Genomic DNA, 14,228 nt, shown 5'->3' on the forward strand with positions numbered 1-14,228 from the left:
TTTGTAATATACAAAGTAAACGCTTACTTATTAAGGAGGGCATTTTATGTCATACAAAACAAGCAATGCAGAAGGTCATGTAGATTTCATCAATACCTATGATTTGGAGCCAATGGCGCAACAAGTTATTCCTAAAGCAGCATTTGGCTATATAGCTAGTGGGGCGGAAGATACTTTCACTTTACGTGAGAATATCCGTGCCTTTAACCACAAACTTATCGTTCCGCATACTCTTTGCGATGTTGAAAATCCAAGTACAGAGATTGAATTTGCAGGTGAAAAATTGTCTTCACCAATCATCATGGCGCCTGTTGCGGCTCATAAATTAGCAAATGAACAGGGTGAAGTGGCTACTGCGCGAGGTGTGCATGAGTTTGGTTCCCTCTATACAACCAGCTCTTACTCTACTGTGGACCTTCCAGAAATTACGGAAGCCCTTCAAGGGACACCTCACTGGTTCCAATTTTACTTTAGTAAAGATGACGGAATTAACCGCCACATCATGGACCGTGTGAAGGCTGAAGGTTATAAAGCGATTGTCTTGACGGCAGACGCTACTGTAGGGGGCAATCGTGAGGTAGACAAGCGTAATGGCTTTGTCTTCCCAGTTGGCATGCCGATTGTTGAGGAATATCTACCAGAAGGTGCTGGTAAATCAATGGACTTTGTTTACAAATCAGCTAAACAACGCTTGTCTCCACGTGATGTAGAATTTATAGCTGAATACTCTGGACTTCCTGTGTATGTCAAGGGACCACAATGCCGTGAGGACGTTGAACGTTCGCTTGCTGCTGGTGCCTCTGGTATCTGGGTAACCAACCACGGTGGTCGCCAAATCGACGGTGGACCAGCTGCCTTCGACTCACTTCAAGAAGTAGCCGAAGCAGTTGACAAACGTGTGCCAATTGTCTTTGACTCAGGTATTCGTCGTGGTCAACACGTCTTTAAAGCCTTGGCTTCAGGAGCAGACTTGGTAGCTATTGGTCGTCCTGTCATCTATGGTTTGGCTCTCGGTGGTAGTGTCGGTGTGCGTCAAGTCTTTGAACACTTGAATGCGGAATTGAAGACAGTTATGCAGTTGTCTGGAACTCAGACGATTGAAGATGTCAAACACTTTAAACTTCGTCATAACCCATACAACCCAACCTTCCCAGTTGACCCACGCGACTTAAAATTGTATTGATAAAATAGCTTGCCTCCACTAAGTGTGGAGGTTTTTGCTTGTGTTTTATACTCTTCAAAAATCTCTTCAAACCACGTCAGTCTTATCTACAACCTCAAAGCAGTGCTGCAGCTAGCTTCCTAGTTTGCACTTTGATTTAAATGTTTTAATAAAGGGAAATCGTATCAAAATCTATATAAATATATTTTTCGAACAAATATCTTGCTAGGACTTTCATTTTTTGCTATACTGGTGCAGTAATTAAATAATAAAGACATTTGGGGTGCTTTAGGCTGAGATAATACCCATTGAACCTGCTACAGTTAAGACTGGCGAAGGGAAATGTGAACAGTTTTTTTCGTATGGCGGAATGAACGATCTAATCTTGTAAGTCGACTCTAATTCTTGATTGTAATTGGAGTTTTTTTGTTTATAAAAAGAGAATAGGCTTGTTTAGGTAGCTCTCTGCAAATGCCCACGATATTCTTTAAAAGGATCAAGTGAAACTTCGATTTTGCTTGGTATCTCTTAATGTTTTATTGATTACTAGAGTGTAAAGAGAGGAAAAGTAAATATGGAAACACAAGACTATGCATTTCAGCCAGGTTTGACTGTTGGAGAATTATTAAAAAGCAGTCAGAAGGATTGGCAGGCTGCAATCAATCACCGTTTTGTCAAGGAACTTTTTGCAGGGACAATTGAGAATAAGGTCTTAAAAGACTACCTGATTCAAGATTATCACTTCTTTGATGCCTTCTTATCCATGCTGGGTGCCTGTGTAGCCCACGCAGACCAGCTTGAATCTAAACTCCGTTTTGCCAAGCAACTAGGTTTTCTTGAAGCAGATGAAGATGGTTATTTCAAAAAGGCTTTCAAAGAGTTAAACGTAGCAGAGAATGACTATCTGGAAGTGACCTTGCACCCTGTAACAAAAGCCTTTCAGGATTTAATGTATTCGGCAGTGGCTTCATCAGACTATGCTCATCTTTTGGTCATGCTGGTCATTGCAGAAGGTCTCTATTTAGACTGGGGTTCAAAAGATTTGCCTCTACCTGAAGCCTATATTCATTCGGAATGGGTCAATCTCCACAGAGGTCCTTTCTTTGCAGAGTGGGTTCAATTTTTGGTTGACGAACTCAATCGTGTCGGGAAAGGTCGAGAAGATTTGACAGAACTTCAGCAACGCTGGAATCAAGCAGTTGCTTTAGAAATAGCCTTTTTTGATATTGGTTATAATTTGAAGGGAAATGAATAAAGACAAGATAACTGTTTGAAAACAAATAAAAAAGAACTAGCTTAGCTATTGTGAGTTAGTAAAGAGGAAAAGAAGACAAATCTGTCAAAAATATATAGAAAAAAGGAAAATAAACAACATGACAAGTTTAAAATTATTAAAAGAAAAAGCACCTTTGGTCATTTGCATAACCAATGATGTAGTAAAAAATTTCACAGCAAATGGATTAGTAGCACTGGGTGCATCACCAGCTATGAGTGAGTTTCCAGCAGATTTAGAGGATTTGTTAAAGTATGCTGGTGGTTTATTAATAAACATAGGAACATTGACAGATGAAAATTGGAAATTATACCAAGCTGCTCTGAAAATTGCAGAGAAATATAATGTCCCAGCAGTTTTAGATCCTGTAGCATGTGGGGCAGGATCTTATAGAAGAAGAGTATCCGAAGATTTAATAAATAATTACAAACTAGCTGCGATTAGGGGAAATGCTGGCGAGATTGCCTCTTTAGTAGGGATAAATGTAGCATCTAAAGGTGTTGATAGTGCTGGCGTGGATAACATTGATGAGATTGCTCTAGCAGCCAATGCTAGGTTTAAGATACCTGTAGTAGTGACTGGAGAAGTGGATGCGATTGCAGTTAATGGAGAAGTGGTAACGATTCATAATGGTAGTGCCATGATGCCAAAAGTTATTGGAACTGGATGTTTATTAGGGGCAGTGGTAGCAAGCTTTATCGGACTTGAAAAAGGTCAAGAATTGAAATCATTAGAAACAGCAATGTTGGTTTACAATATCGCTGGAGAAATGGCAGAAAAACGTCCCAATGGACATCTTCCTGGAACATTTAAAGTTGAATTTATAAATGCCTTATACGAGATTACAGATGAAGATATAAAGGAATTCAAAAGAGTGAAGTGAAATGTTTCATAAAGAATTATTAAAACTATATTTTATTTGTGGAACGACTACTTGCCAAGGAAAAGATCTATATACAGTCGTTGAGGAAGCCTTAAAAGGTGGGATATCTTTATTTCAATTCCGTGAAAAAGGTGAGGGAGCCCTGGAAGGTAAAGAAAAAGTCGAATTAGCAATAAAACTACAGGATCTTTGTAAAAAATATAATGTTCCATTTATCGTTAATGATGATATTGATTTGGCAATGGAAATTGACGCTGATGGGGTACATGTAGGGCAGGATGACCTTGGTGTTGATGAAATTAGAAAATTGATGCCAGATAAAATAATTGGTCTTTCTATAAAAAACAAGGCAGAATTTCAACAATCAAAAGTTGAATATGTAGATTATGTTGGTGTTGGCCCTGTATTTGACACCCAGTCAAAGGATGATGCTGGTGACGCTATAGGTTATGAAGGACTTAAATTGATGAGGAAACTATTGCCACAAATGCCCTTGGTTGCAATTGGTGGGATACAGACGCAGCATATTAAAGACATTATGAAGACTAATATGGATGGTGTTTCAATCATTTCAGCAATTTCGTATGCAAAAAATATAGAAAAAACTGTTCGGGAAATGAGTGAACAATAGGTATCTATCCTTGGATTCTAAGTAAGTGGAAGTTTTACTTTTCTAAAAAGATATGTCCAAATTCAGTTCAAATATCTAATCCATCAAATAAGTCATTTATTTTTTGCAAAAGAAAGATCTGCTGTCTTTTTGAGTGCAAGGCTGTATTTCCAGTTCAATTTCTTGAACTGGAATAAATCGTCTGTTAAAATAATTATATAATTAAATAATAAAGACATTTGGGGTGCTTTAGGCTGAGATAATACCCATTGAACCTGATACAGTTAAGACTGGCGAAGGGAAATGTGAAAAGGTTTTTTTCGTATGGCGAAATGAACGATCTAATCTTGTAAGCTAAACTCTAATTCTCGTTTGTAATTGGAGTTTTTTGTTTATATAAGCTGGACGAAGGCGATACAAAGCATTTAGGTAGCTCTCCTTGAATGCCCCACTTTTCTTTAAAAAAGGAGTTTTTTATGTTGAAAAAATGGCAGTTAAAAGATGTTATCTTACTTGCTTTCTTGTCTATCTTTTTTGGTGGCGTTTTTGTGGGATCTGGCTATCTGTTTGATATCCTCACTCTGATTTTAGCCCCTCTTGGCTTGCAGGCCTTTGCCAATGAAATCCTCTTTGGTCTCTGGTGTATGGCTGCGCCCATTGCGGCCATCTTTGTTCCAAGAGTCGGAAGTGCAACGATTGGTGAAGTGCTAGCTGCGCTTGCTGAAGTCCTTTATGGTAGCCAATTCGGTCTAGGTGCCCTTTTGTCTGGCTTGATTCAAGGTTTGGGAAGTGAACTTGGTTTTATCGTAACCAAGAATCGCTATGAAAGTTGGCTCTCTCTAACTGCTAATAGTATTGGGATTACGCTTGTTAGCTTTGTCTATGAATACATTAAATTAGGATATTACGCCTTTTCACTGCCTTTTGTCCTTTCCTTGCTTGTGGTGCGTTTTATTTCCGTCTTTTTCTTCTGTACCATCTTGGTTCGTGCCATTGTCAAACTCTATCATCAGTTTGCAGCTGGGGGCAAGGCATAGATGGGGCTGGAACTACGAGCAATTCAATCCCCAATCTTCTCTGAGCCGCTTGATTTTACTTTTCATGCGCAAGCCTTTACCTTGTTAGTTGGGAGCAGTGGGTCTGGAAAATCAAGCCTTTTTCAAATGATTGCCCAAGTTAGTTCTCTTCCCTATAGCGGTCAAGTCCTGATAGATGAGAGCGAGATCAGTCAGCTTTCTATCATCGAACGTGTCCAGACGGTTGGTATCCTCTTTCAAAATCCCAATCATCAATTTACCATGGAGAACTTGTTTGAGGAGCTGGTTTTTACCTTGGAAAATATTGGGCATCCTGTTCAGGAAATTGATTCAAAAATAGCAGAGGTCGTCCAGCAATGTCGCTGCAAGGCGATTTTGCACCGTCCAATTCATCACTTATCAGGTGGGGAAAAGCAAAAGGCTGCTTTGGCTGTTCTCTTTGCTATGAATCCTAGGGTCTATCTCTTGGATGAGCCCTTCGCTTCCATTGACCGCAAGAGCAGGATAGAGATCTTGGAGATTCTAAAAGAATTGGTCTCTAATGGGAAGACAGTTATTTTGTGCGACCATGATTTAACAGACTATGAAACCTATATCGACCATATGGTGGAGCTAAGAGATGGACAACTAAGGGAAGTGTTTCAAATCCCTACCTCTGAGATGACACAGGTTGCTTCAAAGGAAGTTGCTTCTAGCTCAGAACTGTTCCATATGGATAGAACGACTTGTGAGCTGGATAAGCGTCCCCTCTTTTCAATTGCGGATTTTACAGTTTACCAAGGAATTTCCTGTATCTTGGGTGACAATGGTGTCGGGAAATCAACCCTCTTTCGCTCCATTCTTCACTTTCAAAAGTATAAGGGTCGTATTACTTGGAAGGGTTCGGTTCTAAAAAAGAAAAAGAGTTTGTATCGTGACCTGACGGGTGTTGTTCAGGAAGCTGAAAAACAGTTTATCCGAGCCAGTCTGCGAGAGGAACTTCAATTAGATGGAGCTGATTCTGAAAGAAATCAGCGAATTCTTCAAGCTTTGCGGTATTTTGATCTGGAGCAGGCACTCGATAAGAGTCCTTATCAATTAAGTGGTGGTCAGCAAAAGATTCTTCAGCTCTTGACTATCTTGACTAGCAAGGCTTCTGTAATCTTGCTGGATGAACCTTTTGCAGGTTTGGATGATAGAGCTTGCCATTATTTTTGTCAGTGGATTCTGGAGGAGAGAAATCAAGGAAGAAGTTTTTTGATGATTACACATCGTTTAGATCCCTTAATCACTGTGGTTGATTATTGGATTGAGATGACTAGTCAGGGACTCAGTCATGTGAAAGCAGTGACAATTACCAAGCTACTTACATCTCAGAGTAGCAATACCCAAGGGGAGGTGAGATAGTATGGTCAAAGTAGCAACCCAGACACCGATTATCAGTCTCTTCTTGCTGATTTTATCCTTGGAGACATCTTTCATTCCTTCGATTGCTTTGAATCTTTCGGTAGTCGCATTTTGCATTCTCTTTATGCTCTATTACCGTCGATTTAAAGTATTGGCTTGGATGATTCTGCTCGCCATTTTGCCATCTTTTGCCAACTACTGGGCAGTTCAGTTACACGGAGATGCTTCACAGGCAGTAATGCTTGGAACGAGAGCCTTTGTGACAGTTTGTATTGGTCTTGTCTTTGTTTCCTCTATTTCCCTAAAAGAGCTTCTCTTGTACTTGGCTCAAAAGGGATTATCACGGTCTTGGGCCTATGCCTTGATTGTGGTATTCAATTCCTTCCCTCTTATCCAGCAAGAAATCAAGTCTCTCAAGGAAGCTTGCTTATTACGCGGTCAAGAACTGCATTTTTGGTCGCCCTTGATTTACAGCAAGGTTCTGATGACAGTCTTTAGGTGGCGCCATCTTTACCTGAGAGCCCTGTCGGCGCATGGATATGACGAACATGCACAGGTGGAGAATCGCTATCGGATCTTTTATATTTCTAAAAAAATAAAATTAATCTACCTGCTGTTCTTTTTATTACTTCAAACCAGTCTATTTTTATAAAGGAGTTATTATGGAATTTACAGATATTGCTATGGAATTATCCAAGGAAGCTTGGCAAGCCTCCTTTCATCATCCCTTTATTTTACAGTTGCAAGAGGGGAATTTAGAACCTGATATTTTCCGCTATTACCTGATTCAAGATGCCTACTATCTGAAGGCCTTCTCAGAAATCTATCACCTCTTGGCTGATAAGACTTCGAATCAAGAGATGAAAAGACTCTTAAAACAAAATGCTCAGGGTCTAGTGGAGGGTGAGTTGTTTATCCGCCAACAATTTTTCAAGGAATTGGAAATCAGCGACCAGGAAATGGAGCAACATCCAATCGCTCCAACCTGCTATCATTACATTTCTCACATTTATCGGCAATTTGCAGAGCCTAACTTAGCCATCGCTTTTGCAAGTTTGCTGCCTTGTCCTTGGTTATACCATGATATAGGCAAATCCCTTAATCTTAAACCATCACCAAATCCTCTCTACCAACAATGGATTGAAACTTATATTACGGATGAGTTGGAGCAGCAGATCAGAGAGGAAGAGGCTCTGGTCAATCAACTCTATCGAGAAAGTGATGAGACAGACAAGAAAAAAATGCTAGAGGCCTTTCACATCAGTGTTCATATGGAAGCCAAGTTTTGGGAAATGGCCTACCAACACCAGACATGGAAGAGCGATTTACAGTCTTTAGAAAAAGGAGAAGAATAGAAACATGAGAAAGCACCAATTACAAGTTCACAAATTAACCATTTTATCCATGATGATTGCCCTTGATGTAGTCCTTACACCTATCTTTAGGATTGAGGGAATGGCACCGATGTCCAGTGTTGTCAATATTCTAGCAGGAATCATGATGGGGCCTGTTTATGCCTTGGCTATGGCTACAGTGACAGCCTTTATACGTATGACGACTCAAGGGATTCCGCCTTTAGCTCTCACAGGAGCGACTTTTGGAGCCCTTCTAGCAGGTCTCTTTTATAAGTATGGTCGAAAATTTTACTTTTCTGCCTTGGGAGAAATTTTGGGAACAGGTATTATTGGTTCAATTGTTTCCTATCCTGTTATGGTACTCTTTACAGGATCAGCCGCTAAGCTTAGCTGGTTTATCTACACTCCTCGATTTTTCGGAGCAACCTTGATTGGTACAGCGATTTCCTTTATTGCCTTTCGATTTTTAATCAAGCAGGAATTCTTTAAAAAAGTGCAGGGATATTTCTTTGCTGAAAGGATAGACTGATGCAGGAATTATCAAATCCTTTTCCTCTGGAAACGACTTCCCTCATTCACTGTATTACCAATGAGATTTCTTGTGAGCTGCTGGCAAATGGGATTTTGGCTCTGGGATGTAAACCTGTTATGGCAGATGATCCCCGTGAGGTTCTTGATTTTACTAAGCAAAGCAAGGCACTCTTCATCAATTTGGGGCATTTGTCAGCTGAGAAGGAAAAAGCAATCCGTATGGCAGCTTCTTATGCAGCTCAAGCTTGTCTCCCAATGGTAGTAGATGCGGTTGGCGTAGCGGCTTCATCCATTCGTAAGAGCTTAGTTAAAGACCTTTTAGACTATAGACCTACGGTCCTTAAAGGAAACATGTCGGAAATTCGAAGTCTTGTTGGCTTAAAACATCACAGTGTTGGGGTCGATGCCAGTGCTAAAGACCAAGAAATTGAGGATTTACTTCAAGTCTTGAAAGACTGGTGTCAGACCTATCCAGGTATGTCATTCTTAGTTACTGGCCCCAAGGACCTCATCGTTTCGGAGAATCAGGTTGCTGTATTGGAGAATGGCTGTGCAGAATTAGACTGGATAACAGGGACAGGAGATTTGGTTGGAGCTTTAACAGCCGTTTTTCTCAGTCAAGGAAAGACTGCCTTTGAAGCATCTTGTCTCGCAGTCTCTTATCTCAATATCGCTGCTGAGAGAATAGTTGTTCAAGGAATGGGATTGGAAGATTTTCGTTACCAAGTACTCAATCAGCTTTCGCTCCTAAAAAAAGGCGAAAATTGGCTAGATGCTATCAAAGGAGATGTTTATGAATAGAAAATCACTTAGACTCTATCTAGTAACCAATCGTTACCAAGATTCCTTGGAAAGTTTTCTTGAAAAGGTTGAGACAGCCTGCCGTTCAGGAGTTACCATAGTCCAATTACGAGAAAAAAATCTCACCACCAATCAATACTATCAACTGGCAAAACAAGTCAAGGAAATAACAGATGCCTATCAGGTACCCTTGATCATCGATGATCGTTTGGATGTCTGTCTTGCAGTTGATGCTGCAGGTCTGCATATCGGAGACGATGAACTACCAGTTTCGGTTGCCCGCCAAGTCTTGGGACCTGACAAAATACTCGGTGTCACAGCTAAAACGGTAAAAAGAGCCCTCGAGGCAGAAGGAGGGGGTGCAGATTACTTGGGTACAGGAGCCATTTTCCCAACCACAACCAAGGAAAATGCGCCTATCACCCTGATTTCAACCTTGAAAACAATTTGCCAAAGGGTCGCCATTCCAGTAGTTGCTATTGGAGGCTTGACTTCAGAGAACATTGAACAGCTTATTGGCACGGGCATAGCTGGAGTAGCTGTAGTGCGTGATTTGATGCAGGCAGAAGATATAGAGGCAAAAACACAAGCCTTTTTGACAAAGTTGGATGACATTATTTTCTAATTAATGCACAATGAGAATCAAAGAGCAAACTAGGAAGCTAGTCGCAGGTTGCGCAAAGCATAGTATTGAGATTGCAGATAAAGCTGACCTAGTTTGAAGAAGTATAAAAACTCTCTAATTCCCTTAAAGTGGGAACTAGAGAGTTTTTTTAATCTTTAAAACTTGTATGGTTGACTGGACCAGAACCATGACCGAGTTGAGGGGCATCTTGAATGGCTTTTGTGATAAAGGCCTTGGCCTTATCAACTGCCTGATAAAGGGTTTTACCCTTGGCTAGTTCAGCCGTAATCACAGCAGCAAAGGTACATCCAGTACCATGTGTATGACAGGTTTGAATTCGTGGACTTTCCCAGACAAATTGCTCATCCTTAGTAAAAAGGAAATCTTTAGCACCACCTTCGAGATGGCCACCTTTGATGACCACAGACTGAGGACCAAATTCTTTTAAAATCAGGCGACCAGCACGTTGCATGTCTTCGGGGTTATTGATTGAAAAACCAACAATTTCTTCTGCTTCAGGAAGATTCGGTGTGATAATACTTGCAAAGGGAAGCAGGTTTGTTTTTAGGTAGGTTCTGGCACTGGTATCAATCAGGGTGTCACCACTCGTAGCGACCATAACAGGGTCAAGGACATAGGGACAATCCAGGTTTTTAAGATAGGGCTGGATGATTTCCATAATTTCAGTAGTTGCCAACATGCCAGTTTTTACAGCCTGAGGCTTGATATCTGAAAAGACACTCTCCAATTGGGCTTTCAACATTTGAGGAGAAACGTGCTCGATCAATTGAACGCCTCTGGTATTTTGAGCGACAAGGCTGGTCACAACGGCCATTCCATAGACATCTCTAGCTTGGAATGATTTCAAATCAGCCATAATGCCAGCACCACCACTAGGGTCAGTTCCTGCAATGGTCAAAGCAACGGGTAAATAAGTCATCTAAAACCTCCCAACCAACTGAAGTTTGTATTCTTAAGAACAAGCTGGCCAGTTTTAGAAAGGCAATAGAAGACTGCTAGTCCCCATTATCATTTCCACTTCCATCAGCTAGCATTACCTAGATTGAGTCAAAGGGTCTAACAGTCGTTAATCTCAGCTTTACGCACCCCTAGTGGTTGTTTTCTTTTTTCTTTAGTATAGCATATTTTTATAGTTTATATAGTAAGATTTGATTGAAAATCCTTTATCATAGGGTTAAAATTCTATTTTTCAAAGAAAAGATTAATTTCATAGTTGACAAATGTAGATTTTAAGAGTATACTATTAATTGTAATTGACAAATGTAAATTTTGGAGGTGTGATGATGCAGATTTCAGATGCAGAATGGCAGGTCATGAAGATTATTTGGATGCAAGGAGAGCAGACTAGTACGGATTTGATCAGGGTTCTGGCGGAGCGGTTCGACTGGTCCAAGTCGACCATTCAAACTCTTTTGGCTCGTTTGGTTGAGAAAGAGTGTTTGACTCGGAAAAAAGAAGGTAAGTCTTTTGTTTATTCAGCCCTTTTAACTTTGGACCAAAGTCGGGATTTACTTGTCCAAGATATCAAGGACAAGGTTTGTTCTCGTAGGATTAAGAACTTGTTGGCTGATTTGATTGCTGAATGTGATTTTACTCAGGCTGACTTGGAAGACTTGGAAGCTGTGATTTCAGAGAAGAAATCAAGCGCTGTAACAGAAGTAAGATGTAATTGTATGTAAAGGAGACGTCATGTTAAATAGTATTGTAACCATTGTTTGTATTGCCCTTATCTCGTTTATCTTATTTTGGTTTTTCAAAAAGCCTGAAAAATCTGGACAAAAGGCCCAGCAAAAAAAGGGCTACCAAGAAATTCGAGTGGATGTCATGGGGGGCTATACGCCTGAGTTGATTATCCTCAAGAAATCAGTGCCAGCCCGCATTGTCTTTGACCGCAAGGATCCTTCACCATGTTTGGACCAAATTGTTTTTCCAGATTTTGGTGTACATGCGGACCTGCCAATGGGGGAAGAGTATGTAGTGGAAATCACGCCTGAGCAGGCTGGAGAGTATGGTTTCTCTTGTGGCATGAATATGATGCACGGTAAGATGATTGTAGAATAGGAGAATGATATGACTGAAATTGTAAAAGCAAGTCTTGAAAATGGTGTTCAAAAAATCCGTATCACGGCAGACAAAGGCTACCATCCAGCCCATATTCAACTGCAAAAAGGAGTTCCTGCTGAGATTACCTTTCATCGAGCAACTCCTTCAAATTGTTATAAGGAAATTCTTTTTGAAGAAGAAGGCATCTTAGAACCAATCGGCGTAGATGAGGAGAAAGTCATTCGTTTTACACCTCAAGAATTAGGTCAACATAAATTTTCTTGTGGCATGAAGATGCAAAAGGGAAGTTATACAGTTGTTAAGAAGACTCGAAAATCTCTATCCCTCTTGCAACGTTTTTGGATTACTAGTATCTTTACTGTACCTCTTGTGATTCTCATGATTGGGATGTTGATAGGAGGATTTAGTCACCAAATCATGCGTTGGGGCACCTTTCTAGCCACAACTCCGATTATGATAGTAGCAGGTGGGCCTTATATCCAGAGTGCTTGGGCCAGCTTTAAAAAGCACAATGCCAACATGGATACCTTGGTTGCGCTGGGAACCCTAGTGGCTTATTTCTATAGCCTAGTTGCCCTCTTCGCTGGTCTCCCCGTTTACTTTGAAAGTGCTGCATTTATCTTCTTCTTCGTTCTTATGGGAGCTGTTTTTGAGGAGAAAATGCGAAAAAATACTTCCCAAGCTGTGGAGAAATTACTAGACTTGCAGGCTAAAACAGCAGAAGTCTTGCGTGAGGATAACTATGTTCAAGTTCCCTTGGAGCAAGTCAAGGTAGGCGACCTGATTCGAGTGCGTCCAGGTGAAAAGATTGCTGTTGATGGTGTCGTAGTAGAAGGTATCTCTAGTATTGATGAGTCTATGGTGACAGGTGAGAGTCTGCCTGTGGACAAGACAGTTGGAGATACCGTCATTGGTTCAACCATCAATAATAGTGGAACACTTGTTTTTAGAGCAGAAAAAGTTGGTTCAGAGACTGTTTTGGCTCAGATTGTGGATTTTGTGAAGAAAGCTCAAACCAGCCGTGCTCCGATTCAGGACTTGACGGATAAAATTTCAGGGATTTTTGTCCCAGCAGTTGTCATTTTAGGGATTGTGACCTTTTGGGTTTGGTTCGTCTTGCTCAGGGATAGTGTAGTTGTGCTTGGAGCGAGCTTTGTGTCTTCGCTTCTCTATGGAGTAGCAGTTCTGATTATTGCCTGCCCTTGTGCATTGGGACTTGCAACACCGACAGCCCTTATGGTGGGGACAGGTCGCAGTGCCAAGATGGGAGTTCTCCTCAAAAATGGAACGGTTCTACAGGAAATCCAGAAAGTTCAAACTATCGTCTTTGATAAGACAGGAACTTTGACGGAAGGGAAACCTGTGGTCACAGATATCATTGGCGACGAAGTAGAAGTGCTTGGATTGGCAGCTTCCTTGGAAGAAGCTTCTCAACACCCACTGGCTGAAGCTGTTGTGAAACGAGCGAGTGAAGCTGGACTTGAATTTCACACTGTTGAAAATTTTCAAGCCTTGCACGGAAAAGGTGTCTCAGGACAAATCAATGGAAAACAAGTTTTGCTTGGAAATGCTAAAATGCTGGATGGCATGGATATTTCTAGCATTTATCAGGAAAAACTAGAAGAACTGGAAAAAGAAGCTAAGACAGTTGTGTTCTTGGCTGTTGAGAATGAAATCAAAGGCTTGCTTGCTTTGCAAGATATTCCCAAGGAAAATGCCAAGCTTGTCATCAGTCAGTTGAAAAAACGAGGTCTTAAAACAGTCATGCTGACAGGAGACAATGCAGGTGTGGCGCGTGCTATTGCAGATCAAATCGGAATCGAAGAGGTCATTGCAGGTGTCTTGCCAGAAGAAAAAGCCCATGAAATCCATAAACTACAAGCGACTGGAAAAGTAGCCTTTGTTGGTGATGGTATCAATGACGCTCCTGCCCTCAGTGTAGCAGATGTGGGGATTGCTATGGGAGCTGGAACAGATATCGCCATCGAGTCAGCAGATTTGGTGTTGACAACCAATAATCTTTTAGGAGTGGTTCGTGCTTTTGACATGAGTAAGAAAACCTTTAATCGAATTCTGCTCAATCTTTTCTGGGCCTTTATCTACAATGTCGCAGGAATTCCGATTGCAGCAGGAGTCTTTTCAGGTGTTGGACTGACCCTTAATCCAGAGCTAGCAGGTTTAGCTATGGCCTTTAGTTCTGTATCTGTGCTGACCAGTTCCCTTCTGCTAAACGTTACTAAAATAGATTAAAAGCGGGCTTGCTCGCTTTTTATACTTTTCGAAAATTTCTTCAAACCACATCAACTTTATCTGCAACCTCAAAGCTGTGCTTTGAGCAACCTGCGGCTAGTTTCCTAGTTTGCTCTTTAATTTTCATTGAGTATTATAAAACAGAAACTAAAAACGTTTTCAAACTGTACTGCAATAGAGAATAGAAACTTCTGAGCAGATTCTTAGTAAAGTCAAAATAAATGTGATAA

Annotated in this window: 15 protein-coding genes and 3 riboswitches; of the genes, 14 read left to right on the forward strand and 1 reads right to left on the reverse strand. The window is 40.8% G+C overall.

Translation table 11 applies throughout. The annotated features are described in order from the left end of the window. Nucleotides 1-46: 46 nt before the first annotated feature. From lctO to thiE (GEZ84_RS00135), 11 genes are all read left to right on the forward strand, one after another. On the forward strand, nt 47-1,183 hold the full coding sequence (gene lctO / locus GEZ84_RS00085) for an L-lactate oxidase (RefSeq protein WP_000120714.1): 1,137 nt from the start codon (nt 47-49) through the stop codon (nt 1,181-1,183). Nucleotides 1,184-1,431: 248 nt separating this feature from the next. Then, nucleotides 1,432-1,520, forward strand: a riboswitch (TPP riboswitch). Between the two features lie 216 nt (nt 1,521-1,736). Next, on the forward strand, nt 1,737-2,417 hold the full coding sequence (locus tag GEZ84_RS00090) for a TenA family protein (RefSeq protein ID WP_153222823.1): 681 nt from the start codon (nt 1,737-1,739) through the stop codon (nt 2,415-2,417). Nucleotides 2,418-2,535: 118 nt separating this feature from the next. Further along, nucleotides 2,536-3,318, forward strand: a complete 783-nt coding sequence (gene thiM, locus GEZ84_RS00095; protein WP_153222824.1) for a hydroxyethylthiazole kinase — start codon at nt 2,536-2,538, stop codon at nt 3,316-3,318. A gap of 1 nt (nt 3,319) precedes the next feature. Continuing rightward, nucleotides 3,320-3,949, forward strand: a complete 630-nt coding sequence (thiE, locus tag GEZ84_RS00100) for a thiamine phosphate synthase (RefSeq protein ID WP_153222825.1) — start codon at nt 3,320-3,322, stop codon at nt 3,947-3,949. 209 nt (nt 3,950-4,158) lie between these two features. After that, a riboswitch (TPP riboswitch) is annotated at nt 4,159-4,247 on the forward strand. 157 nt (nt 4,248-4,404) lie between these two features. Then, nucleotides 4,405-4,965 carry an ECF transporter S component gene (locus GEZ84_RS00105; protein WP_194251998.1) on the forward strand — a complete coding sequence of 187 codons (561 nt, stop codon included), beginning with the start codon at nt 4,405-4,407 and terminating at the stop codon, nt 4,963-4,965. Next, the gene (locus GEZ84_RS00110; RefSeq protein WP_153222827.1) at nt 4,966-6,351 is read left to right on the forward strand and encodes an ATP-binding cassette domain-containing protein; all 1,386 of its coding nucleotides are present in this window, start codon (nt 4,966-4,968) and stop codon (nt 6,349-6,351) included. A 1-nt stretch (nt 6,352) separates the two neighbouring features. Continuing rightward, a complete protein-coding gene (locus tag GEZ84_RS00115) occupies nt 6,353-7,003 on the forward strand; it encodes an energy-coupling factor transporter transmembrane component T (protein ID WP_153222828.1) in 651 nt (216 codons plus the stop codon). 10 nt (nt 7,004-7,013) lie between these two features. Continuing rightward, nucleotides 7,014-7,706, forward strand: a complete 693-nt coding sequence (gene tenA, locus GEZ84_RS00120; RefSeq protein ID WP_153222829.1) for a thiaminase II — start codon at nt 7,014-7,016, stop codon at nt 7,704-7,706. Between the two features lie 4 nt (nt 7,707-7,710). After that, the gene (thiW, locus tag GEZ84_RS00125; protein ID WP_050236841.1) at nt 7,711-8,235 is read left to right on the forward strand and encodes an energy coupling factor transporter S component ThiW; all 525 of its coding nucleotides are present in this window, start codon (nt 7,711-7,713) and stop codon (nt 8,233-8,235) included. Next, a complete protein-coding gene (locus GEZ84_RS00130; RefSeq protein ID WP_153222830.1) occupies nt 8,235-9,038 on the forward strand; it encodes a hydroxyethylthiazole kinase in 804 nt (267 codons plus the stop codon). Before thiW ends, GEZ84_RS00130 begins: the two co-directional genes overlap by 1 nt. Next, the gene (thiE, locus tag GEZ84_RS00135; RefSeq protein WP_153222831.1) at nt 9,031-9,663 is read left to right on the forward strand and encodes a thiamine phosphate synthase; all 633 of its coding nucleotides are present in this window, start codon (nt 9,031-9,033) and stop codon (nt 9,661-9,663) included. Before GEZ84_RS00130 ends, thiE (GEZ84_RS00135) begins: the two co-directional genes overlap by 8 nt. Nucleotides 9,664-9,811: 148 nt before the next feature. On the opposite strand, the gene thiD is transcribed toward thiE (GEZ84_RS00135), so the two are convergent. Further along, a complete protein-coding gene (gene thiD, locus GEZ84_RS00140) occupies nt 9,812-10,603 on the reverse strand; it encodes a bifunctional hydroxymethylpyrimidine kinase/phosphomethylpyrimidine kinase (RefSeq protein ID WP_153222832.1) in 792 nt (263 codons plus the stop codon). An 83-nt stretch (nt 10,604-10,686) separates the two neighbouring features. Then, a riboswitch (TPP riboswitch) is annotated at nt 10,687-10,784 on the reverse strand. A 183-nt stretch (nt 10,785-10,967) separates the two neighbouring features. On the opposite strand from thiD, the gene GEZ84_RS00145 reads away from it, so the two are divergent. From GEZ84_RS00145 to GEZ84_RS00155, 3 genes are read left to right on the forward strand one after another with little or no spacing between them, the layout of a single operon-like run. Next, nucleotides 10,968-11,363 carry a CopY/TcrY family copper transport repressor gene (locus GEZ84_RS00145; RefSeq protein WP_001167205.1) on the forward strand — a complete coding sequence of 132 codons (396 nt, stop codon included), beginning with the start codon at nt 10,968-10,970 and terminating at the stop codon, nt 11,361-11,363. Nucleotides 11,364-11,373: 10 nt separating this feature from the next. Further along, on the forward strand, nt 11,374-11,745 hold the full coding sequence (locus GEZ84_RS00150) for a cupredoxin domain-containing protein (RefSeq protein ID WP_153222833.1): 372 nt from the start codon (nt 11,374-11,376) through the stop codon (nt 11,743-11,745). A gap of 9 nt (nt 11,746-11,754) precedes the next feature. Further along, nucleotides 11,755-13,998: a heavy metal translocating P-type ATPase gene (locus GEZ84_RS00155; protein ID WP_153222834.1), complete on the forward strand. Its 2,244-nt coding sequence runs from the start codon at nt 11,755-11,757 to the stop codon at nt 13,996-13,998. Nucleotides 13,999-14,228: the final 230 nt, after the last annotated feature.

The sequence above is a fragment of the Streptococcus mitis genome, from assembly GCF_009496155.1.
In the GTDB taxonomy this organism is placed as follows: Bacteria; Bacillota; Bacilli; order Lactobacillales; family Streptococcaceae; genus Streptococcus; species Streptococcus mitis_BQ.

Excerpts from the sequence above, each read along its gene's own strand:
- lctO (WP_000120714.1), top strand. The coding sequence starts at position 47 with ATGTCATACAAAACAAGCAATGCAGAAGGTCATGTAGATTTCATCAAT.
- GEZ84_RS00090 (WP_153222823.1), top strand. The coding sequence starts at position 1,737 with ATGGAAACACAAGACTATGCATTTCAGCCAGGTTTGACTGTTGGAGAA.
- thiM (WP_153222824.1), top strand. The coding sequence starts at position 2,536 with ATGACAAGTTTAAAATTATTAAAAGAAAAAGCACCTTTGGTCATTTGC.
- thiE (WP_153222825.1), top strand. The coding sequence starts at position 3,320 with ATGTTTCATAAAGAATTATTAAAACTATATTTTATTTGTGGAACGACT.
- GEZ84_RS00105 (WP_194251998.1), top strand. The coding sequence starts at position 4,405 with ATGTTGAAAAAATGGCAGTTAAAAGATGTTATCTTACTTGCTTTCTTG.
- GEZ84_RS00110 (WP_153222827.1), top strand. The coding sequence starts at position 4,966 with ATGGGGCTGGAACTACGAGCAATTCAATCCCCAATCTTCTCTGAGCCG.
- GEZ84_RS00115 (WP_153222828.1), top strand. The coding sequence starts at position 6,353 with ATGGTCAAAGTAGCAACCCAGACACCGATTATCAGTCTCTTCTTGCTG.
- tenA (WP_153222829.1), top strand. The coding sequence starts at position 7,014 with ATGGAATTTACAGATATTGCTATGGAATTATCCAAGGAAGCTTGGCAA.
- thiW (WP_050236841.1), top strand. The coding sequence starts at position 7,711 with ATGAGAAAGCACCAATTACAAGTTCACAAATTAACCATTTTATCCATG.
- GEZ84_RS00130 (WP_153222830.1), top strand. The coding sequence starts at position 8,235 with ATGCAGGAATTATCAAATCCTTTTCCTCTGGAAACGACTTCCCTCATT.
- thiE (WP_153222831.1), top strand. The coding sequence starts at position 9,031 with ATGAATAGAAAATCACTTAGACTCTATCTAGTAACCAATCGTTACCAA.
- thiD (WP_153222832.1), bottom strand. The coding sequence starts at position 10,603 with ATGACTTATTTACCCGTTGCTTTGACCATTGCAGGAACTGACCCTAGT.
- GEZ84_RS00145 (WP_001167205.1), top strand. The coding sequence starts at position 10,968 with ATGCAGATTTCAGATGCAGAATGGCAGGTCATGAAGATTATTTGGATG.
- GEZ84_RS00150 (WP_153222833.1), top strand. The coding sequence starts at position 11,374 with ATGTTAAATAGTATTGTAACCATTGTTTGTATTGCCCTTATCTCGTTT.
- GEZ84_RS00155 (WP_153222834.1), top strand. The coding sequence starts at position 11,755 with ATGACTGAAATTGTAAAAGCAAGTCTTGAAAATGGTGTTCAAAAAATC.